Annotated in this window: 16 protein-coding genes; 3 read left to right on the forward strand and 13 right to left on the reverse strand. The window is 71.5% G+C overall.

Features of this window, described 5'->3' with window-relative positions:
- Positions 1–24 precede the first annotated feature (24 nt).
- A complete protein-coding gene (locus DLJ53_RS20505) occupies positions 25–1,023 on the forward strand; it encodes a Gfo/Idh/MocA family protein (protein WP_111348674.1) in 999 nt (332 codons plus the stop codon).
- Positions 1,024–1,299: 276 nt separating this feature from the next.
- The gene (locus DLJ53_RS20510) at positions 1,300–2,016 is read left to right on the forward strand and encodes an RraA family protein (RefSeq protein WP_111348676.1); all 717 of its coding nucleotides are present in this window, start codon (positions 1,300–1,302) and stop codon (positions 2,014–2,016) included.
- A gap of 93 nt (positions 2,017–2,109) precedes the next feature.
- Here the strand turns inward: DLJ53_RS20510 and DLJ53_RS20515 are convergent, their stop codons facing one another.
- From DLJ53_RS20515 to DLJ53_RS20570, 12 genes are all read right to left on the reverse strand, one after another.
- Positions 2,110–3,147, reverse strand: coding sequence for a C-terminal binding protein (locus DLJ53_RS20515; RefSeq protein WP_111348677.1), 1,038 nt, complete (start codon positions 3,145–3,147; stop codon positions 2,110–2,112).
- Complete coding sequence (locus DLJ53_RS20520; RefSeq protein WP_111348679.1) at positions 3,144–4,262, reverse strand: 2-aminoethylphosphonate--pyruvate transaminase; 1,119 nt, start codon at positions 4,260–4,262, stop codon at positions 3,144–3,146. Before DLJ53_RS20520 ends, DLJ53_RS20515 begins: the two co-directional genes overlap by 4 nt.
- Before the next feature lie 9 nt (positions 4,263–4,271).
- On the reverse strand, positions 4,272–6,290 hold the full coding sequence (locus DLJ53_RS20525) for a hydantoinase B/oxoprolinase family protein (protein ID WP_111348680.1): 2,019 nt from the start codon (positions 6,288–6,290) through the stop codon (positions 4,272–4,274).
- Positions 6,287–8,368: a hydantoinase/oxoprolinase family protein gene (locus DLJ53_RS20530; protein WP_111348682.1), complete on the reverse strand. Its 2,082-nt coding sequence runs from the start codon at positions 8,366–8,368 to the stop codon at positions 6,287–6,289. The genes DLJ53_RS20525 and DLJ53_RS20530 overlap by 4 nt, the downstream gene beginning before the upstream one ends.
- Before the next feature lie 89 nt (positions 8,369–8,457).
- On the reverse strand, positions 8,458–10,050 hold the full coding sequence (locus DLJ53_RS20535; RefSeq protein ID WP_111348684.1) for an ABC transporter substrate-binding protein: 1,593 nt from the start codon (positions 10,048–10,050) through the stop codon (positions 8,458–8,460).
- A 60-nt stretch (positions 10,051–10,110) separates the two neighbouring features.
- Complete coding sequence (locus DLJ53_RS20540) at positions 10,111–11,064, reverse strand: ABC transporter permease (RefSeq protein WP_111348685.1); 954 nt, start codon at positions 11,062–11,064, stop codon at positions 10,111–10,113.
- Positions 11,061–12,047, reverse strand: coding sequence for an ABC transporter permease (locus DLJ53_RS20545; protein ID WP_111348687.1), 987 nt, complete (start codon positions 12,045–12,047; stop codon positions 11,061–11,063). The genes DLJ53_RS20540 and DLJ53_RS20545 overlap by 4 nt, the downstream gene beginning before the upstream one ends.
- Positions 12,044–13,372, reverse strand: coding sequence for an aminotransferase class V-fold PLP-dependent enzyme (locus tag DLJ53_RS20550; protein ID WP_146620046.1), 1,329 nt, complete (start codon positions 13,370–13,372; stop codon positions 12,044–12,046). Before DLJ53_RS20550 ends, DLJ53_RS20545 begins: the two co-directional genes overlap by 4 nt.
- A 53-nt stretch (positions 13,373–13,425) precedes the next feature.
- The gene (locus tag DLJ53_RS20555; RefSeq protein ID WP_111348690.1) at positions 13,426–14,727 is read right to left on the reverse strand and encodes an amidohydrolase family protein; all 1,302 of its coding nucleotides are present in this window, start codon (positions 14,725–14,727) and stop codon (positions 13,426–13,428) included.
- Positions 14,728–14,729: 2 nt separating this feature from the next.
- Complete coding sequence (locus DLJ53_RS20560; RefSeq protein ID WP_162409423.1) at positions 14,730–16,349, reverse strand: GMC oxidoreductase; 1,620 nt, start codon at positions 16,347–16,349, stop codon at positions 14,730–14,732.
- 1 nt (position 16,350) lies between these two features.
- Entirely contained in the window at positions 16,351–17,214 is an 864-nt protein-coding gene (locus DLJ53_RS20565; protein WP_111348693.1) for an ATP-binding cassette domain-containing protein, read from the reverse strand.
- Positions 17,211–18,209 carry an ABC transporter ATP-binding protein gene (locus DLJ53_RS20570; RefSeq protein ID WP_111348695.1) on the reverse strand — a complete coding sequence of 333 codons (999 nt, stop codon included), beginning with the start codon at positions 18,207–18,209 and terminating at the stop codon, positions 17,211–17,213. The genes DLJ53_RS20565 and DLJ53_RS20570 overlap by 4 nt, the downstream gene beginning before the upstream one ends.
- A gap of 244 nt (positions 18,210–18,453) precedes the next feature.
- On the opposite strand from DLJ53_RS20570, the gene DLJ53_RS20575 reads away from it, so the two are divergent.
- Complete coding sequence (locus tag DLJ53_RS20575; protein WP_111348697.1) at positions 18,454–19,212, forward strand: SDR family oxidoreductase; 759 nt, start codon at positions 18,454–18,456, stop codon at positions 19,210–19,212.
- Here DLJ53_RS20575 and DLJ53_RS20580 read toward each other — a convergent pair.
- Positions 19,163–20,104 carry a GntR family transcriptional regulator gene (locus tag DLJ53_RS20580; RefSeq protein WP_162409425.1) on the reverse strand — a complete coding sequence of 314 codons (942 nt, stop codon included), beginning with the start codon at positions 20,102–20,104 and terminating at the stop codon, positions 19,163–19,165. The two genes, DLJ53_RS20575 and DLJ53_RS20580, sit on opposite strands and share 50 nt — an antisense overlap.
- Positions 20,105–20,715 lie beyond the last annotated feature (611 nt).

Raw genomic sequence — 20,715 nt, forward strand, 5'->3', positions numbered from 1 at the left:
GCCCTGCCCAGGAGAACCGACCCCATGCCCGCCGCCACCCAACTCGCCATCGTCGGCCTCGGACGCTGGGGCAAGGTCCTCGTCGACTCGGTGCAGAACAAGAGCGAGACCGTCCGCTTCGTCGCCGCCGTCAGCCGCGACCCCGCCCGCATCGCCGCCGACGCCGCCGAGCGAGGCCTCACCACCTACGACAACCTCGACGCCGCGCTCGCCGACCCCGCGGTCGAGGGCATCGTCCTCGCCTCGCCGCACTCGCTGCATGCCGAGCAGATCGCGACCTGCGTCGCCGCCGGAAAGCCGGTGCTGGTGGAGAAGCCCTTCACGCTGACCAGGGCGACCGCCGCCGAAGCGCTCGGCAAGGCGGCCGACGCCGGCGTCCTCGTCACCTCCGCGCACAACCGGCGCTTCCTGACGCCGATCACCAGGCTGAAGGCGATGCTGGACGCGGGCGAGCTCGGCACGCTGCTGCATCTTGAGACGAACTTCTCCTCCAACGTGGTGGGCCGCTACTCCGCCGATCACTGGCGCGTCGCGCCCGGCGAGAGCCCGGCGGGCGGGCTCGCCGGCTCCGGCATCCACCACATCGACGGGATCATCTTCCTCGCCGGGCCGATCAGCGAGGTGTTCGCCGTCTCCTGCCAGCGGGTCCACGAGGTGCCGCTCGACGACACCACCGTCGTCACCATGCGCCTCGCCTCCGGCGCCACGGCCTCGCTGCTGATGATCACCGCGACCACGCCCACCTTCCGCATCGTCGCCTACGGCACGAAGGGCAAGGCCGAGATCAACGGCGACGCGGCCAAGCGCGGGACCGAGACGATGGTGGTCACCGCCCTCGACGGCACCGAGACCCGGCATGAATTCGAGGCGTTCGACATCGAGCGCGCCGAGGTCGAGGCGTTCGCCGCGTCGATCCGCGACGGTGCGCCCGCGCAGGTCCCGGCGGCGGATATCCTCAACGGCATCGCCGCCTTCGAGGCGGTCCCCCGCTCGGCCGAGACCGGCCAGCCGATCAAGCTCTGAACCTCCCGCTGGAGCCGGCGTCCGCGCCGCGCTCCGGCCTCCCCCCGCGCACGCGTCGCGCCCCCGCCCGTCAGGCGCCTCCGCGCCGCGCGCGGCCTCCCGGATAGGACATCGCACCGACACCGAACCGCGGCCGCCCGACGGCGCGGGAGCGATGCCGCGCGTCGTCGTCATGCCGCCGGGTGGCGCGGAAATCCGTGCCCCCCGGGCAGCCGCCGCATTCCTTTGGATTGACTAATTGTCTAACATACTCGCGGTGACTGACGAGAGGCACACATGCACGCACTATCGGACGACGTGAGGCGGAAGCTGATGGGAGTGTCCGTTCCCGCGGTCGTCTCCCTCCTGTGGCGCAACGGCTACAAGAACACGATGCTGTTCGGCCCCCGTCCGGTGAACCCGAACACCAACCGCTTCGTGGGCACCGCCTTCACCGTCCGCACGATCCCGGTCCGCGAGGACTTCGTCGACGCGCAGAACCGTGGCGACCGGCCCAACCTGCAGGCCCAGGCGGTCGCCGAGATCGGCCCCGGCGAAGTGCTCGTGGTCGCGATGGACGGCGAGACCCGCACCGCCTTCATGGGCGACATCATGTCGACCCACCTCGCCGTGAAGGGTGTCGCGGCTGTGGTCACCGACGGCTCGGTGTCGGACGCGGCGATGATCGCCACCATCCCCCTCCCGGTGATCGCCGGCGGCAACGCGGCGACGACGTACCTGTCGCACCGCTACGTCACCGACCTCAATGTGCCGGTGGGCCTCGCGGGCGTCGCGGTGTGTCCGGGCGACGTACTGATGGGCGATGCCAACGGCGTCGTCGTGATCCCCGCCGACATGGCCGAGACGATCGCCGACCTCGCCGTCGAGCGCGAGCTTCTCGAGGAGTTCGTGCTCGCCAGGGTGAAGGACGGCGCCCCGCTCATCGGCACCTATCCGCCCAACGAGGAGACGCTGGCCGCGTTCGAGGCCTGGCGCAAGGCCGAGGGCCGCTGACCCCGCACGGACCCGGCGCCATCACGCGCCGGGTCCCTCCGAAGCCCACCATCCGCGTCCGGACGAACGCGGACGGGCCCCGGGGGTCAGGCGTCAGGCGTCGAAGCGATGCCCGTGGCGCTCCAGTTCCCTCAGGTTGACGCAGCTCCTGAGGCGTCCTTCCGTCAGGTACCCCATCACCGCCCGAGTCGACAGGCGCCGCATGTCGGCAAGACCTTCCGGCGAATAGAAGGCCGCGTGGGGGGTAATGATGAGCCGCCCGTCGAGCCAGCCCTCCCGTGCGCCCCAGGCCGCGATCAGCGGGTGGCTGCGGTCGAGCGGCTCCCTCGGCAGCACGTCGAGCGCGGCCGCGTTGAGCTTGCCCGAGCGCAGGCCACGCTCGATCGCGTCGAGGTCCACCGTCCCCCCGCGCGAGGTGTTGATGAGCACCGCTCCCGGCTTCATCGCCGCGATGGCGTCGTCGTCGATGATCTGCGCCGTCTGCGGCGTCAGCGGGCAATGGACGCTGACGATGTCGGCCTGGGCGAGCAGGTCCTCCAGCGTCGCCGCCCGCGTGAAGCCGAAGGACAGCTCCGTCCCGGCCGGCAGGAAGGGGTCGTAGAACGCGACGGTCATCCCGAACGCCTTCGCCCGCAGCGCCGCCGCGGTGCCGATCCGCCCCATGCCGATGACGCCGAATGTGCGGATCGAGAGGCGCCGCACCGGCGGGAGCGGCAGTGCGTGCGTCCCCCAGGCGTCGTCGCGGGTCCACAACCGCTCGGCGTAGGTCGGGATGCCGCGCGAGAGGGCGAGCATCAGACCGATCGCGTGATCGGCGACCTCCATGGTCCCGTAGTCCGGCGTGTTGCACACCGGGATGCCGCGCGCCGCGCAGGCGTCGAGGTCGATGTGGTTGAAGCCGACGCCGGCCTGCACCACCACCTTGACCGTCGTCATCCCGGCGACGAGGTCGGCCGGGATATAGTGGCGGCTGCGGCAGTTCACGACGGCGTCCGCCCCGTCGAGATCGGCCGGACTCACCGGGTCGTAGCCCGGCCGGAGGATCGTGAACTCGGTGTCCGCCCCCGCCTCGTCGAGCTCGATGTCGGGCGTCCCGTCGAACTGCGGGTCGATGATGGCGATGCGGGTCATGCGGGCTCCGTCGCCACGCCGATTTCAGCGAGCGATTCGTCGATGGCAGCGAGGACGAGGGTCATGTCGCTCTCGTCGAGATCGCCCATGACGCCGATGCGGAAGGTGCCGGCGGCGGTCAGCCGGCCGGGGAAGATGATGAAACCCCGCTTCTCCATCGCCGCGTAGAAGCTCCGGAAATCGTAGGCGGGGTCCGCGGGATCCTTGAAGGTGGCGATGATCGGCGCCGCGATCTCGTCCGGCAGCAGCGTCTCGAACCCGCGCTGGCGCAGACCGTCGACGAGGCGGCGCCAGTTGGCCCGGTAGCGGGCCGCACGCGCCTCCAGCCCCTCCGCCCGGTGCCGCTCGCAGCCCTTTGCGAGCGCCGCCACGACGTGCGTCGGCGGGGTCCAGCGCCACGCTCCCTTCTCCTCCATGAAGCGCCACTGCGCGTGAAGATCGAGCACCACCGCGGGCGACCGGCCGGCGCTCGCCTCGAGCGCGTCGCGGCGTGCGACCACGAGGGCGACGCCGGGGACACTCTCCAGGCACTTGTTGGGGGAGATGAAGATCGCGAGCGCGTCGAGCGCCGCGGCATCGATGGGGAAGCCCCCGAAGGAGGCGACCGCGTCGATCATCAGCTCCTTGCCGTGGCGCCGCGCGACGTCGGCCACCATCGCGACGGGATTGAGGACACCCGTCCCCGTCTCGGCGTGGCAGATCATGATGTGGGTGATCGCCGGGTCGGCCTCCAGCGCCGCCTCGATGTCGGCCTCGGTCGGCAGCGGCAGCATCGGCAGCGACAGGACGGACACCGAGAACCGTGCCCCGGTGGCGATCTCCGCAAGGCGCTGGCCGTAGAACCCGTTCTCCACCACAAGGATGCGGCTCGTCTCGCGCGGGACCAGGGTGTGGAGCCCGGCCTCGACGCCGTAGGTGGCGCTCCCCTGGATCGGCACGCACGCGTGCGTGTCCGTACCGTTGCAGATCTCCAGACAGTAGGCGCGGATGGCGCTGGTCATCGCCATGTGCGTCGCCGCGTTGGGGCTGTGGTCGCGCAGCATCTCGGCCTTGATCTCGGCCGGAACGGTCAGCGGACCGGGCGTCAGAAGGTAGGTCTTCTTCGTTTCTTCCATGGGCCTCCCCTATGCGGCCTGCGCGGCGACGTCCGCGCGAAGCCGCGTCATTTCCTCGTCGAGCCGGACGCGGGCGGCGGCGATGTCGCCGATCACCTCCTCCATCGGCACGGGGCCGACGTCGGCGAGGCGCGGCACGACGGCCTCGAACAGGGCGCGGCGGCGGAGCGGCCTGTGCCCCGGCGCCAACGCCATGAAGAGCGCGTTCATCTCGCACATGGTGGCGTCGTCGAAGAGCGCGTCCCACGCCCCTCGCTCGGGTCCGAGCGCGAAGGCGGGCGGCGGCGCGTTGGTGCGCCGTCCCGCGCGCTCCGCCTCGGTCGCCGCCGCGTCGAGGACGCCGTCCGCGATCACCACGCCGTAGTCCCGCAGCGCCGCGGCTACGCTCACGTAACCGAGGCGGACGTCCGACAGGACGGTCCCGGCCGGGCGCTCCAGCGGGTCGCCGTAGCCGCCGCCGCCGGGCGTCATGATGGTCACGGTATCGCCCGGCTCGGGATGGAAGATGTCGAGCTTGCCGAGGTCGCGCTCGCCCGGCGTGCCGAGGTTGAGGACGACGCGCGCCTTCTCGCCCGGCTGCCCGCCCGCCATGCCCCAGGGCCGGAAGACGAAGCGCTCCATGCCGCGACCGAGCACCGCGCTGCCGGCCCGCGCGATCTTCACCTGGAACACCACGCCCGTGCCGCCGCGCCACCGCCCCGCACCGCCGGAGTCGGCGCGCAGGGCATAGTCGGTGATGATCGCCTCGGCCTCCTCCTCGGTCTTCTCCATCGGCGTGTTGCGCTGGTTGGCGAGCGAGGAATCGCGCCCGTCCACTCCGTCCGCGCCGTCGCGCGCGCCGGTGCCGCCGACCAGCGACTGCAGCACCATCACGTGCCGGTCGCCGGTGCGCGCGTCCTGCTCGACGAGGACGGCAGGAATCATGATGCCCCCGCTGGCCGCCGGCATCACGCCGGGCCGGGCCGCCGACATCGCCCCCACCAGCGCCTCGTTGAGGCGGATGGCGGTCGCCGAGCGGATGCCCACCGCCGCGCCCGGCGTCGGGTTCATCACGGAGCCGCGCGGCGCCTCGACGGTGATGTTCTCGAAGATACCGTGGTTGAGGGGGATCGTCTTGTCGTTGCTGAAGATGAAGTGCATCAGCTTCAGCGTCAGCCACGGGTGGCGGTGGCCACCGGTCGGGATGTTGTAGGCCGAGAGGACCTGCGGGTCCGAACCGGTGAAGTCGAGATGGATCCGCCCGGCATCGGCCGTCAGCGTGCAGCGCACGCGGATCGGGACCCTGGAATTGTAGTCGTCGTCCATCAGGTCCCAGAAGGTGTAGGACCCGTCCGGGATCATCTTCTGGACCGCGAGCGCCTTCGTGGCGGCGACCTCCGCGAGGTCCGCCTGGGCGTCGAGGAAGGTCTCGACCCCGTGCAGCGCGATGAGCTGCCTGACCCGCCGCTCGCCCACCAGAAGCGCCGAGAGCATCGCCTTGATGTCGCCGAGGTTGACGTCGGGCGTGCGGCAGTTGGCGCGGTAGAGGGCGAGGACGTCCTCGTTCATCACCCCCTCCTTCACCAGCTTCAGCGGCGGGATCTGGAGCCCCTCCTGGAAGTTGTCGCTGAAGCGGGGCGAGATCGACGAGGGCACACCGCCGCCGATGTCGGCGGAGTGGATGAAGTCCCACGCGTGGCAGACGATCTCCCCCTCGTGGAAGATCGGCCGGATGAGATGAAGGTCCGGCATGTGCGTCGCCAGCCCCTCGGAGAGGTAGGCGTGGTTGGTGATGACGACGTCGCCGGGACGCAGATCCTTCACGTGGGCGAGTGTCGGCCCGACGTGGCTGTCGAGGAACCCCGAGACGCCCATCACCTTCGGGTAGGCGAAGAAATGCCCTTCCGGGTTGGCGAGCGCGGTGCCGTAGTCGCCCGCCTCCTTCACGTAGGTGGTGCGGGCGGTGCGCTGGAGGGCGATGGCCATCTCCTCGGCGATGGCCGTCACCTTGTGGGACATGATTTCGACGAGGACGGGGTCGAGCCTCATTGCGCCGCCTCCCGCGACAGGTGGAGTGTGCCGAGGCGGTCGGCGACGGCGCGCCAGCCGGGCAGGATCAGCGTGGTGGTGTCCAGCTGCTCGATGATGGCGGGACCGGGTACCACCGCGCCGCGGCCGACGTCGGCGCGCTGGTAGACCGCCGCGCCGACCACCTCGCCGCGATGCCAGAGGGGGCGATGGCCCCTCGGGGCGGGCGCGGTCGCGTCAGGCTCGGGCAGCGCCACCGGGGCGACGCGGCCGATCACCCCGAGGCGCACGGTTGCCGTCTCGATCGGCGTCTCGTCCTCGCGGAACCCGTAGAGGCGGTCGTGCTCCGCGTGGAAGCGGGCAACGATGCCCGCCTCGTCGATGGTGTCGCGCTCGGCCGGCGGCACGATGATCTCGATCTCGTAGGCCTGCCCGCCGTAGCGCAGGTTGAACGAGACGGAGACGTCCGCCTCCCCCACGAGCCGCCCCTCGCGCGAGAGCCAGTCGCGGGCCTCGGCCTCCAGCGCCTCGATGAGGCTCTCGATGGTGGCCCAGCCGGAGCGGCCGGGCATGACCGCGCCGATCGTGTGGCGCGCGGTCCGCACGTAGTCCCGCCGCACGTCGGCGAGGATGGCGCCCAGCGCGCAGAACGTGCCGGGCGCAGTCGGCACCAGAACGGTGTCGAGCTGGGCCTCCTCCGCGAGGAGGCTCGCGTGGGTCGGCCCCGCGCCGCCGTAGGCGACGAGCGCGAAGTCGCGCGGATCGACGCCCGCAGTGGCGAGGAGCTTGGTGATCTCGGTCGCCATCTTGGCGCTGGCGACGCCGATGGCGGCGGTCGCCGCGCGCACCGCGCGGTCCTCACCGGCCGGGTAGCCGAGCCTGTCGGCGATGCCCTCCAGCGCCTGCCGCGCGGCCGCGACGTCGAGCGTCATCCGTCCGCCGAGGAACGTCGCCGGGTCGATGATGCCGAGCGTGATGTAGCAGTCGGTCATGGTCGGTTGCGTGCCGCCGCGGCCGTAGGACACCGGGCCCGGATCGGCACCCGCCGACAGCGGTCCCACCTTGAGGAGCCCCTGCGCGTCCACCCACACGATGGACCCGCCGCCCGCACCGATCGCGCCGACGTTGACGACCGGCATCATCAGCGGGAAATCGCCGACGAAGGTGGTCGTCGTGAACTCGGGCACCCCCGTCTGGCAGACCGCGATGTCGGCCGAGGTGCCACCCATGTCGAAGGTGACGAGTTGCAGCCGCTCCGCCGCGCCGCCCACCTTGGTGGAGGCGACGACGCCGGACGCCGGTCCCGACAGCACCGTGTCGATGGGCCGGTCGCGCGCGGTCTTGAGGCTCAGCGTCCCGCCGTTGTTGGCGGTGATGTAGATCGGCGCGGTCACGCCGTGCTTCTCGACCCGCGCTTCCAGGCGGTCGAAGTAGTCCGTCATCAGCGGGTGGATGTAGGCGTTCAGGCCGGCCACCAGCCCGCGCTCGTACTCGCGCACCTCCGGCCAGATGACACCGGACGAGGTGACCAGCACGTCGCCGAGGCGCGCGCTCAGCGCGTCGGCGAGCTCCGTCTCGAGCGATGCGTCGCGGTAGGCGTTGAGGAGGACGATGGCGACGGCATCGACGTCCGCGGCGCGCAGCGTCCCGGCCAGCGCATCCACCTCGGCCATGTCGAGCGGGGTGATGAGGCTGCCGTCCGAGCGCATCCGCGCCGACACCTCGAACACGAGGTCGCGCGGCACCAGCGGCATCTCGCGCGGGACGGTGAAGTCATAGGAACTCGGCAGGCGCAGCCGCGCGATCTCGAGGAGGTCGCGATTGCCTCTGGAGACGACCAGCGCCATCCGCGCGCCGCGCCGCTGGATGATCGCGTTGAGCCCGATGGTGGTGCCGTGGACGATCAGCTCGACGTCGCCGGGCGCGATGCCGTGCGCCCTGAACAGCGCATCGAGGCCGCGTTCGACCGCGAGGGAGGGATCGTCCGGGACGCTCGGCTCCTTGTAGAAGGCCAGCGTCGCGCGGGTCCGGTTGGCGAGAACGAAGTCAGTGAACGTACCGCCGACGTCGATGCCGATGCGGTAGGACGCGTCGCTCATGACGGCCTTTCATGATCAGGAAGGGGACGCCCGCGACGAGGCGCGGGCGGGAAGACGGCCGGCCCCGCTGCGGCGCCGGCCGGGTGGGGTCAGTCCATCGTGACCCAGCGGATCTCCAGCCAGTTGTCCGGGCGGACCGGCGCCGAGACGCTGTCCTTCATCGCGTAGACGAGGACCTGGTTGTAGAGCGGGACGTAGAGCTCCGCCTCGGTGATCTCGGCGTAGATGTCCTTCATCATCTGCGTGCGCTTGGCGGCGTCGAGCTCATCGCGCGCGGCGCGGATCTTCTCGTCGAGGGCCGGGTCGGAGTACTGGTTGTAGTTGTAGATGCCCTCGCCCGCCTCGTCGTTGCGGGTCATCAGCATCGTCTCCAGCGCGTACATGCCGTCCGCGAAGGGCGAGTTGAAGCCCATCATGAACGCCGACGTGTCCCGCTCCCACAGCTTCGGGAAGTACTGCGCGCGCGGCATCGCGTTGAGGGTGATGTCGAGGCCGATGCGCGACAGCATCGTCACCAGCGTCTTACAGACCTGCTCGTCGTTGATGTAGCGGTTGTTCGGGCAGTCGAGAGTGTAGGCGAAGCCGTTCGGGTAGCCGGCCTCGGCGAGGAGCGCCTTCGCCTTCTCCGGGTCATACGCCGGTGCCTCGTCGAGCGCGGCGTCGTAGCCGTTGTTCTTCGGCGCGAGGATCTGGTTCGTCTTCGAGGCGAGGCCGCGCATCACGGTCTTGATGATGGCGTCGCGGTCGATCGCGTAGCTGATCGCCTCGCGCACGTCCTTCTTCTTGAAGGGATTGCCCTCGGCCTCGACGTACTTCGGGTCGTCGCTGGCGAGGTCGAAGCCGAAGAAGACCGTGCGGAACTCGTCCACCTGCTCCAGCTTGATGCCGGGCGAGGCCTCGAGACGGGCGACCGCCTGGCTCGGCACGTCGATCACGAGGTCGAGCTCACCGGAGAGGAGCGCCGCGACGCGCGTCGGATCGCTGGAGATCGGCATGAACTCGATCGTATCGATGGAGTCGGCCATCTCGCCCCAGTAGTCCGGGTTGATCGAGAGGACCGTCTTGGTGTCCGGCTGGCGGCTCTCCAGGGTGTAGGGGCCCGTGCCGTTGGCGTGCAGCGCGGTGTAGCTCTCCTCGCCGGACTTGAGGTCCTGCGGCTTCAGCGCGCCGTTCGCCTCGGTCCACTCCTTGTCCATGATGGGGATGTTGGCGAGACGGTCCGGCAGCAGCGGATCGGGCTTCGCGGTGATGACGTCGACGGTGTGGTCGTCCACCACCTCGACCTTGAGGCCCGCGGTGTAGCCGGAGAACTGCGAGGTCTCCGCCTGGCTACGCTCGATGGTGAACTTCACGTCCTCGGCGGTGAACGGCGCGCCGTCGTGGAACGTCACGCCCTCGCGCAACTTGAAGCGCCACGTCGTGTCGCCGGTCTGCTCCCACTCGGTCGCGAGCATCGGCGCCTTGGCCATCTGCTGGTCACGGGTCACGAGCGGCTCGTAGATCCAGGACAGCACCGTGATGGTCGTCTGGATGTTCTGCGCCTGCGGGTCCATCGTTCCGGCGTCGGCCTGCGCGCCGATGCGCAGCGTCTTGGCATCCGCCGCCCCCGCGAGGAGGGTCAGCGCTGCGGCGCTTGTGAGCACCAGGCCGGCGAGCCGGGCCCTAAGGGTTCGTCCGCTCATGTACGTCCTTTCGGTCAGTTCGAGGGCAGTTCCGGCTGCGGCGGGAGGTCAGGGCCCCGCTCATCGCAGCCGCGGATTGAGCGCGTCGCGCAGCCAGTCCCCCAGCAGGTTGACCGCGAGAACGAGGATGAGGAGCGCGAGGCCGGGGAAGATGGCGAGCCACCATTCGCCGGACAGGAGGTAGGCGTTGCCCACCCGGATCAGCGTTCCGAGCGACGGCTGCGTCGGCGGCAGGCCGAGACCCACGAACGAGAGCGTCGCCTCCAGGATGATCGCCACCGCGAGCTGGATCGTCGCCAGCACGAACACCGGCGTCATCACGTTCGGCAGGATGTGGCGGAACAGGATGAACGAGGACGACTGGCCGATGATGCGCGCGGCGGCCACGTAGTCCTGCCGCGCCTCCACCATCGTCGCGGCGCGGATGGTGCGGGCGTACTGCACCCACCCGGCGAGGGCGATGGCGACGATCATCACCCAGATCGCGAACCGGTTGTGCGCCGCCTGCCCCAGCGCCGCGCGGATGACGCCGTCGATCAGCACCGCCACCAGCATCGCCGGGAAGGTGAGCTGAATGTCGGCGATCCGCATGATGACGGCGTCGACGATGCCGCCCCGGAACCCCGCCACGAGCCCCAGCCCGACGCCGATGACCAGCGACAGGGCCACCGCCGCGACGCTGACGAAGAGCGAGATCCTGAGGCCGTAGATGATGGCCGAGAGGATGTCGCGGCCCTGGTCGTCCCCGCCGAGCGGCAGCGACCACGAGCCGCCCTCGAGCCAGGCCGGCGGCCGGAAGGCGTCGGAGAAGTCGAGCGTCGAGAGGTCGTTGACGTTGTGCGGCGCGACGAGGTCCGGAAACGCCGCCGCCACCGCGAAGGCGATCACCACGACCAGCGACAGGAGCGCGACCGGGCTGCGCAGGAGATCGTGGAGGACGTCGTTGTCGCGCAGCACCGACCACAGCCCGAGCGGCGACCGGCGCGCGGCGGAGCGCGGGGCCATCTCGCTCATGCCCGGCCCCCGCTCGCGACGGTCGCCCGAAGGCGCGGGTCGATCGCGTAGTAGAGGAGGTCGACGACGAGGTTGATGGTCACGAAGAAGACCGCGATGAGGATGAGGTAGGCCGACAGCACCGGCACGTCCGCCGCCGCGACCGACTGCAGGAAGAGGAGCCCCAGCCCCGGCCACTGGAAGACCTGCTCGGTGATGACCGCGAACGCGATGACCGAGCCGAGCTGCAGCCCCGCCACCGTGATCACCGGCACCAGCGTGTTGCGCAGCGCGTGGTGGATGTGGACCGAGCGCCCCGGCAGGCCCCGCGCCTGGGCGAAGCGGATGTAATCCATCCGCAGCACTTCCAGCATCTCCGCCCGCACGAGACGCATGATCATCGCGATCTGGAACACCGAGATCGTGACCGCCGGCATGATGAGGGCCTTGATCCCGCTCGCGGTGAGGAAGCTCGTCGTCCAGCCGCCGAGGTCGGTCACCTGGCCGCGCCCGAAGGAGGACAGCCAGCCGAGCTTGACCGAGAAGATCCAGATGAGGAGGAGCCCCATGAAGAAGGACGGCATGGAGATACCGATGAGGGAGACCGCCAGCGCGAGGTTGCTGCCGACCCTGCCGCGCTTGAGCGCGGCGTAGATCCCGGCCGGGATGCCGACGGCGAGCGCCAGCACCATCCCCGTCGTGGCGAGCTCGATGGTCGCGGGGGCGCGTTCGGCGAGGACCCGCGCGACGGGCGTTCCGAGGCGGTAGGATATGCCGAAATTGCCCTGCAGCGTCTTCCACACGTAGTCGGCGAACTGCAGCACGAGCGGCCGGTCGAGGCCGAGTTCGGCGCGCAGCGCGTCGCGCTGGATCCCGGTCGAGTTGGCGCCGAGGATCGAGACGATGGGATCGCCGAGAAAGCGGAACATCAGGAAGGCGAGCACCATCACCACGGCGATCACCACCACCGCCTGCAGGACGCGCTGCACCAGGAAGAGGCTCACGCGCCCCCCTCCCCGCGCTCCAGCGCGACGGCTTCGGCCACCGCCGCGCCGAGGCCTCGGTAGTCGGCCGCCTCGTTGTAGACCTGCGCGCTGATCCTCAGCCACACGGCGCCGGCCAGCGTGGTGAAGGCCGCCTCGATGCCGTGCGCGTCGTAAAGGTGCGCACCGAGGCGGGCGACGCCCTCGCGCGTCGGCTCGGCGCCGGCCGGGAGCGATACCGTGACCATCGACTGGAACGCCGAGGGCACCGCGCCGAGGCCCGTTCCGAGGGCCGCGGCCGCGTCCTCGGCCGCCGCCAGCGCCAGATCCCGGTTGCGGTCCCGCAGCGCCGGTCCGCCGAGCGAGCGATGCAGCGCGACCGCCAGCGGCAGCGTCAGCACGGCGGACATGTCCCGCGTCCCCTGCTTGTCGAACTCCGGCGCGAAGCCCTGGCCGTAGGCGTGGGAAATGGCGAGCGGGTGAACCGGCGCGGCCGAGCGGCCCACCGCGACGAAGGCCGCGCTCTTGGCGCCGCACAGCCATTTGTGACCGTTGCCGACGTAGTAGTCCGCCCCGATCGCATCGACGTCGAGGTCGAGGAGGCCCGGGGCGTGCGCGCCGTCCACCAGAAGCGGCACGGCCCTCGCCCGGCACAGCGCCGCGACGGCGGCGACGGGGAACGTCACGGCCGAGCCCGACGCCACATGGTCGACGATGACGAGCCGCGTGCGCGCGCCGATCGCCTCGCCGATGGCGTCGGTCACCACCGCCGGGTCGGCAATCGGCATGCCCAGCGGCACGGTGACGACGCGCGCGCCGGTCGCTGCCGCGGCAAACGCCAGCAGCTGGCGCACGGCGTTGTACTGGTGGTCCGTCACGACGATCTCGTCGCCGGGCTCCAGCGCGAGCCCCCGGACGACGGTCGCCACCCCCTCGGTGGCGTTGACGACGAAGCCGAGACGCTCCGGATCGGTGCCGACGAAGTCCGCGACGGCGTCGGCCGCCTGCCGCAGCGCCCCCGGCAGCTCGCGCATGAAGAATCGGGCGGGATTGCGCTCCATCCGCGCGCGCCAGTCGGCCTGCCCGGCCTGGATCGCGCGCGGGGTGGCTCCGTATGCCCCATGGTTCAGGTAGCGCGTATCCGCGTCGAGCGTGAACAGCGCCCGTGCCGGCGCACCCCACAGCGCCGCGCCGGTGGCCGGCTCGCCGCGCCAGACCTCGCCCGGGTCCGCGCGGCGAGGCGGCTCCCCGAAGACCGCGTCGTCCGCCGCGCCCGCGCCGGACGCCGCCGACGCATCGTCGCGGCATGACAATTGCGAGGTCTCGTCAGGGCTCACGGCGGTCATCAACGGCATTCCAGAGCGTCGTTAGACTGTATAACAATTAGCCATGCCTTCAATCAAGGCAGAACTGGCCGATCGGCCCCGGCGCCGCACCACCTTCCACCCTTCATCACGCTGAGCCGGGCGGGATCGCCGAGGATGGAGAGGTCGGCCAGCGGGTCGCCGTCGACGAGCACGAGATCGGCGAGGAGACCCGGCCGGATCCGCCCCGCTTCGAGCTCCAGGAGATCGGCGTTCGTGGCCGTCGCCGCGCAGAGCGCCTCCATCGGCGACAGCCCGCCCTCCACCAGAAGCGCCAGCTCGCGCCAGTACATCGCGCCGTGGGTGACCTGGAAGCCGGCGTCGGTGCCGCAGGCGATGGTGACGCCGGACGCCTTCGCGCGTGCCATCGTCTCCCACTTCGCGGTGCGCGAGGCCTCCAGCCAGCGCCAGTGCACCGGGCTCACGCCCTGCGTCGCCCGGTCGATCTCGAAGTTGCGCTCGTTGACGAGCAGGGTCGGCACGAACACCGTCCCGGACCGGACCATCAGCTCGACGACCGCGTCGTCGGTGAAGTGGGCGTGCTCCACGCAGTCGACTCCCCGGCGGATCGTCTCGGCAAGCGCCTCCTCTCCCGTGGTGTGGGAGGCGACCTTGAGGCCCTTGCGGTGCGCCTCGTCGCACGCCGCCCCGATCTCGTCGGGCGCCATCTCCAGCCGGCACCACGCACCCGGTCCGCCATACGCCGGCCCGCAGGTGTTGAGCTTGATGAAGTCCGCGCCGCGCTTGGCCTCGAGGCGCACGCCGCGCCGGAATCCGTCGGCGCCGTCGCACGGCTGCGTCAGGCCGTCGAAGCGGGTCTGGTCGCCCCAGCCCGGCTGGTCCATGTGCCCGCCGGTCACCGACAGCCCACGCCCGCACGCGCGGATGCGCGGCCCCTCGACGTGCCCGGCCGCGATCGCGTCGCGCAGGTCGATGATGACGCCGCCCGGCGCGTGCATGTCGCGCACCGCGGTGATGCCGTGGGCCAGCGTCGCGCGCGCGTACCCCGCCGCGCGCAGGGCGATGGCGGGGTAGGACATCTCCGCGTGCTCGTTGCGGAAGGCCGCCTTCGTCGGCGCGCCGCTGTAGGCGAGGTGGACATGGGCGTCGATGAGGCCGGGGACGAGCGTGCGGCCCGCCGCGTCGATCACCTCGGTGCCGTCGGGGAAGCCGATGTCGTCCGCCGCGCCGACCGCCGCGATCCGGTCTCCCTCCACCAGCACGGCGCCCGGAAAGGGCGCGGCGCCGGTGCCGTCGACGATCGACGCCCGGAGGAGCGTCCGCGCGGGCCGGGCAGGCGCGGCGGGGACGACGGACAACGAGGTGGAATCGGCCATCTCTAGTGCTCCGTGACGATGTGGTCGGCGGTGCGCAGGGCCAACGCCTGCGCCGTGCTGGTCGGGTTCATCGCGCTGCCGGTCACGAAGACGCTGGAGTCCGCGAGGAAGAGGTTGGAAACGTCGTGGCAGCGGCCGAACCGGTCGGTGACCGACGTCTCGCGGTCGTTGCCCATCCGCGCGGTGCCCATGAGGTGAAACCCGGCCTGCGCCTTCAGCGGATCGACCGCGATCGCCCGCGCCCCGGCGGCGCGCAGCACCTCCTCGGCCCGGGCGATGGCGAAGTCGAGCGCGGCCCGGGACTCCGGCGCGAGGCGGTAGGTCATCTTCGCCGCCGGGTAGCCGTCGCGGTCGGTCACCGCGTCCGACAGGGTCACGCGATTGTGCGCCTCCGGCAGGTCCTCCGCGCAGATCGTGAGGCGCGCGACGTGGTCGAAGCGGGACGCGAAGGCGGCGTGGTGCCCCGTGCCCCATGGGAGCGGCCCGCCCACCGCGTCGGGCAGCGCCGCCTCGGCGGGACCCGGCCCCGGCCCGAGCTGCATCTTGAAGCCGCGCGGAAAGCCGCGCGCGGGATCGGGGACGAGGAACTCCAGGCAGACGATCCCGGCCTTCTGCCCCGGCGTCCAGCTCCCGACCGGCGCGTCGAGCAGCCCGTCGACGCGTGCGTGCGGGTGCAGCATCAGGTTCCGGCCGACGAGGCCGGAGCGGTTGGCAAGCCCCGCGCCGGTGCCCGACATCAGGAGCAGGCGCGGCGTCCCCACCCCTCCTGCCGCCAGCACGTAGCGCGACGCCCGCACCCGCACGGCGCCGTCGTCGGTGCCGCAGACCAGCGCCGTCACGCGGCCGTCCGGCCCGGTCTCGAACGTCAGCGCGCGGTGCCCCGTCAGGAGGCGCGCTCCGGCGGCGATCGCGGGCGCCATGTACGTCCGGTCCGCGCCGGCGGCGACGCGCGCCGGGCAGCCCGCGTCGCAGGGACCGGCGTGCGTGCAGAGCGCGCTGTCGCCGCGCGAAAGCTCCACCGGCCAGTGATGCCAGCCGAGCGCGTCGAAAGCCCGGGCCATCCGCCGGCCGACCGGACCGGCGGTCGGCACCGTCCGCGGCGGCGCCCCCAGCCCCGGCCCGCCGCCCCCCGGGGCGCGGTCGGGACCGGCCGGATCGCCCGGCACGGCGGCAAGGCCCATCACCCTCTCGTTGATGGCGTAGTAGCGGGCGAGGTCCGCGTGCGCGATCGGCCAGTCGTGCGCCACCCCGTCGAGGGTGCGCACGCGAAAGTCCTCCTCGCGGAACCGCGGAATGTGCGCCGCCCACCACAGGGTCGTGCCGCCGACCGCGTTGCCGATGGAGGCCTTGATCGGGCTGTCGCGGTCGTCGACCGGCAAGTCGCCGGCGCCTCGCCTGACATTCGGATTCTCGTGCAGCGGGCCGCTCCGCGCCGCGCCGTAGTCGTCGGCGCCGAAGCCGAACGCCGCCGCGTCGCGCGCGGCCCCCGCCTCCACACAGACGACGTCGATGCCGGAGGTCGCGAGGCGCCACGTGGCCGCCGCCCCGCACGCCCCTGCCCCGACCACCACGACGTCGGCCTCGACCGTCGCGCCGGCCGCCGCCGGCCCGCCGCGCGGCATGTCAGGGCGCCTCCCCGGAGACCGCCTGCCCCGGCGCGCCGACCCGCTCCTCGACCGCATCGACGGTGGGAACGGCGGCGATCAGGCGCCGCGTGTATTCATGGCGCGGCGCCTCGAAGATCGCGGCGGCGGGCCCGTCCTCGACCAGCCGGCCGCGCGACAGGACGCCGATGTCGTCAGCCATGAAGCGCACGACGGCAAGGTTGTGGCTGATGAAGAAGTAGGTCAGCCCAAGCTCGTCCTGCAGCTCGCGCATCAGGTTGAGGATCTGCGCCTGGACCGAGACGTCGAGCGCGGACGTCGGCTCGTCGCAGATGATGAAGTCGGCGCGCGTCGCGATCGCCCGTGCGATGGCGATCCGCTGGCGCTGGCCGCCGGAGAACTCATGCGGATAACGCACACCGTCATCCGGATGAAGGCCGACCCGCTCCAGCAGCGTCCCCACCGCGCCGAGCGTCTCCGCCCGGCCCTTGCGCTCGCCCGGCCCCATCAGCGGCTCGCCGATGATCGCGTTCACCTTCCACCGCGGATTGAGGCTCGAATAGGGGTCCTGGAAGATCATCTGCAGCCGCCGCCGGCCGGCCGCGTCGGCCGCCGCCTGGCCGGCACCCGTCACGGCGGCGTCGCCGATGCGGACCGTCCCGCGCGTCGGCTCCAGGAGCCCCGCGACCATGCGTGCGATGGTGGACTTGCCGGACCCCGACTCGCCGACGAGCGCATAGGTCGTGCCCTTGCGGATCGTGAAGGAGACGTCGTCCACCGCCGTGAGGGCGGGCGGCGTGCGGCCGGCGATGCGCATGGCGACGGTGCGGCGCGGGGCGAACACCTTGGTGAGCCCCTCGACCCGGACGAGCGGCGCGTTCATCGCGCGGCGTCCGCGTCGAAGAGGTGGCAGGCGACGTCGACAGGTCCGTCCCGCCGCAGCGACGGGCGCGACCGCTCGCACGGCCCGAACGATGCCTCGCAGCGCGGGTGGAACGCGCACCCCACCGGGATCGCGGAAAGGCGGGGCATGGACCCGGGGATCTGCACGAGCCGCTCAGGGCGGTGGGTGAGCGGCGGGATCGCCGCCATCAGGCCCCGGGCGTAGGGATGGCGCGGGCGGCGCACCACCTCGTCCACCGGCCCGACCTCGACGACGCGCCCGGCGTACATCACCGCCACCCGGTCGGCCATCCTGGCGATCACGCCCATGTCGTGGGTGATCAGCAGCAGCGCCGTGCGCCGCTCCCGGCAGAGCTTGCGCAACAGCTCCAGGATCTGCGCCTGGACGGAGACGTCGAGCGCTGTCGTCGGCTCGTCGGCGATGACGAGTTCCGGCTCGCCCGCCAGCGCGAGGGCGATCACGACGCGCTGGCGCATCCCGCCCGAGAATTCGTGCGGGTAGCTGGAGAGGCGCTGCTCGGCGTTGGCGATGCCGGTCTCCTCGAGGAGCTCGACCGCCCGCCGCCGGGCGCCCGCCGCATCGACGTTGAGGTGGACACGGATGGTCTCGGTAAGCTGGTCGCCGATGGTCAGGAGCGGGTCGAGGCTGACCGACGGGTCCTGGAACACCATGCCGATCCGCTTGCCCCGGATGGGGCGCATCTGCCGCTCCGGCAGATTGTCGATCCTGAGCCCGGAGAGACGGATCTCGCCGCCGGTGATCCGCCCGCCGCCGGCGAGCAGTCCGATCACCGCCGCCCCGGTCACCGATTTTCCGGCACCGGACTCCCCGACGACGCCAAGGACTTCGCCCTTGGAAATTTGCAGCGAGATGCCGTCCAGTGCCGTCAGCGATCCCCGCCGGGTCCGGAACTCTACTGTCAGATCACGAACCGACAGGACCGGTTCGCTCGGCGCGGACTGTGGTGCGCTCATCGGGAAACTGTGGCTTCCTCTCCGGACCCTCGATTGCCCGCTGCGAGGCAAAGCCCGTGCCATGGACGGTGCCATCTCGCCGGGAACAGCCCTGCATTCTTAACCGGTTGCCGCATCGGAGCAGGCCCCACAGCCGTACAAGTTTGTATAACAAACTAACATGATTGGGGGTATTGGCAATCCGCCCGATGCGCGCTGCACTGCCCGTCCCCACACGCGCCCCACAGCTGCCGAGAGGATGCCGATGCGATTGAAGGACAAGGTCGCCGTGATCACCGGGGGCGCGTCGGGCATCGGCCTCAGCGCCGCCCGGACCTTCGCCTCGGAGGGCGCCCGCGTCGTCCTCGTCGACCGTGACGAGGCCGCGCTCGGGCGCGCGGCGCAGGCGATCGGCCCGGCGGTGGCGCTCATCCTCCCCGGCGACGTCGGCGAGGAGGCCGACGTCCTCGCCCACGCCGCGGCCATCGACCGCGCGCTCGGCCCGCCCGACGTGCTCCTCACCGCCGCCGGCTGGTCCACGGGGCTGCGCGCGGCTGACTGCGACCTCGCATCATGGGAGGCGGTGCTGAAGACCAATCTGACCGGCACATTCCTCTGGGCACGGGAGACGGTGAACCGCATGACCGCAACGGGGCGCGGCGGCTCGCTCGTCTTCGTCTCGTCGCAGGTGGCGTTTGCGGGCGCGCGCGGCAACGCGGCCTACGTCGCCGCGAAGGGCGCCGTCGTCAGCCTCGCCAGATCGATGGCGAACGATCACGCGGCGGACAGCGTCCGCGTCAACGTGCTCGTGCCCGGGGCCGTCCAAACGCCGCTGCTGGAGGAGAGCTTCGCCCGCAATCCGGCGCCGGACGCGGCGCGGGCGAGGTCGCTGTCACGCCACCCGCTGGGCCGGCTCGGCCGGGCTGACGAGGTGGCGCGCGCCGCCCTCTTCCTCGCCAGCGAGGACAGCTCGTTTACGACCGGGTCTTGCCTGATGGTGGACGGCGGGTGGCTCGCCGGGTAGGCGGCGTCCCCTCAGCGTCCGACGACTTGGCGGCCGCCTTCGCTACCCCGGCCTTCACCGCCGCGCGCCGCTTCGGGGCGGCCGGTGCCGCCTCCGCCGTGGCCCGCTCGCCGCCGGCGCGCTGGTCCGCGGGTCGCGCCCGGACCGGCTTCGCCGCCTTGGCCGGCCCCTTGGCGGCGGTCTTCGCCGTCCCGCCCGCCTCGGCGGACGCCGCGGCCCCGGCGGACGACGCACCCTGACGCTCGGCGAGAATGTGGTTCTCCAGGATCGGGCGGATCTCCGCCGCGTCGACGTCGCCCTCGACCGCGCTCACGATGAGGTCGCGCAGCGCCTCGTGCCGGCGCACCACGACCCAGAGATCGACGTCGCGGAAGCGCGCCAGGTTGAGGATGATGAGGACGTGCCGGGCGATCGCCGTCCACAACGTCATGTAGATCGGGTTCTGCGCCGCCTCGCAGATGAGGGTGTGGAAGGCGACGTCCGCCTCCAGCATCTCCGACATGTCGCCGTTGCGTGCGGCGCGGGCCATCGCCTCGATGCCGTGGTTCAGCACCGAGACGTCGGACCGACCGTCGCGCCAGGCGGCGATGGCGTCGCGCATGAACAGCGTCTCGACCGCGAACCGGGCCTCCTGCACGCTGGCGACGGTGCGCTCGGAGAACGACACCACCTTGTAGCCGCGGTGCCCGCCGCCTTCGAGGATGCCCTGGGTGGCGAGGATCTTGAGCGCCTCGCGGACCGGCACGCGGCTGACGCCGAGCTCGGCGGCGAGCGCCGTCTCGACGATCCGTTCGCCGTCCGTCAGGTGGCGCGAGGCGACGGCCTGGGCGATATGGTTCGCGATCGCCTCCGGCAGGGCCTCGGCACGCTTGAAGGACGACGCTCCGGCCATTCCAGATCTTTTGCTCATCGCGGCAAATGCAGGCCTTCGCCACCAGTGTTTCGAGGAACGGACGGACCGCAACGTGTTGTGACGTGCCGCCGGAGCGAAGGCAAGCAGCAGCGCCGCCGGTCCGGCGGCGTCCGTCACCCGCGCCCCGGCACCGACATGGGGCGGGCGCCCGCGCCGCGGGCCGCGCCGCGGCGCCCGCGCTCCGGTACAACGGCCCGGAACACTGGCGAACCGCGATTTCGCATTGGTCGCGTCGACCCGCGATGGTGGCTGCAGGGTGCCGCCGCGGGGCCGTGGCCGGAACGGGTCATGGAACCGGGGATAACCTTGGGTGGGTACGGGCGCAGCGGCCGGACCGGGCGACAACACGCGCTAACCCTCGGACGGACCGCCGCCGGCGCCCGCCGCGCTGTCACAGCAATACTCCCCGCGCACCAACAAATCGCGAAAGCACAACCCAGACGTCATGAAGCCATTTGTAAATGACGTCGCGCCGGCTCGGGCGAATTCTGGCGGGCGAGCGTGTATTTCGGTTCAACTCTACTCTGAATTGCGGTAAAAATCCATAGCGAAATCGACAGCGAGACAAGAACCGGGATCGGGAGGAGACG

Origin of the sequence: Acuticoccus sediminis (genome assembly GCF_003258595.1) — a bacterium.
GTDB lineage: Bacteria > Pseudomonadota > Alphaproteobacteria > Rhizobiales > Amorphaceae > Acuticoccus > Acuticoccus sediminis.

Excerpts from the sequence above, each read along its gene's own strand:
- DLJ53_RS20505 (WP_111348674.1), top strand. The coding sequence starts at position 25 with ATGCCCGCCGCCACCCAACTCGCCATCGTCGGCCTCGGACGCTGGGGC.
- DLJ53_RS20510 (WP_111348676.1), top strand. The coding sequence starts at position 1,300 with ATGCACGCACTATCGGACGACGTGAGGCGGAAGCTGATGGGAGTGTCC.
- DLJ53_RS20515 (WP_111348677.1), bottom strand. The coding sequence starts at position 3,147 with ATGACCCGCATCGCCATCATCGACCCGCAGTTCGACGGGACGCCCGAC.
- DLJ53_RS20520 (WP_111348679.1), bottom strand. The coding sequence starts at position 4,262 with ATGGAAGAAACGAAGAAGACCTACCTTCTGACGCCCGGTCCGCTGACC.
- DLJ53_RS20525 (WP_111348680.1), bottom strand. The coding sequence starts at position 6,290 with ATGAGGCTCGACCCCGTCCTCGTCGAAATCATGTCCCACAAGGTGACG.
- DLJ53_RS20530 (WP_111348682.1), bottom strand. The coding sequence starts at position 8,368 with ATGAGCGACGCGTCCTACCGCATCGGCATCGACGTCGGCGGTACGTTC.
- DLJ53_RS20535 (WP_111348684.1), bottom strand. The coding sequence starts at position 10,050 with ATGAGCGGACGAACCCTTAGGGCCCGGCTCGCCGGCCTGGTGCTCACA.
- DLJ53_RS20540 (WP_111348685.1), bottom strand. The coding sequence starts at position 11,064 with ATGAGCGAGATGGCCCCGCGCTCCGCCGCGCGCCGGTCGCCGCTCGGG.
- DLJ53_RS20550 (WP_146620046.1), bottom strand. The coding sequence starts at position 13,372 with ATGACCGCCGTGAGCCCTGACGAGACCTCGCAATTGTCATGCCGCGAC.
- DLJ53_RS20555 (WP_111348690.1), bottom strand. The coding sequence starts at position 14,727 with ATGGCCGATTCCACCTCGTTGTCCGTCGTCCCCGCCGCGCCTGCCCGG.
- DLJ53_RS20560 (WP_162409423.1), bottom strand. The coding sequence starts at position 16,349 with ATGCCGCGCGGCGGGCCGGCGGCGGCCGGCGCGACGGTCGAGGCCGAC.
- DLJ53_RS20565 (WP_111348693.1), bottom strand. The coding sequence starts at position 17,214 with ATGAACGCGCCGCTCGTCCGGGTCGAGGGGCTCACCAAGGTGTTCGCC.
- DLJ53_RS20570 (WP_111348695.1), bottom strand. The coding sequence starts at position 18,209 with ATGAGCGCACCACAGTCCGCGCCGAGCGAACCGGTCCTGTCGGTTCGT.
- DLJ53_RS20575 (WP_111348697.1), top strand. The coding sequence starts at position 18,454 with ATGCGATTGAAGGACAAGGTCGCCGTGATCACCGGGGGCGCGTCGGGC.
- DLJ53_RS20580 (WP_162409425.1), bottom strand. The coding sequence starts at position 20,104 with ATGGCCGGAGCGTCGTCCTTCAAGCGTGCCGAGGCCCTGCCGGAGGCG.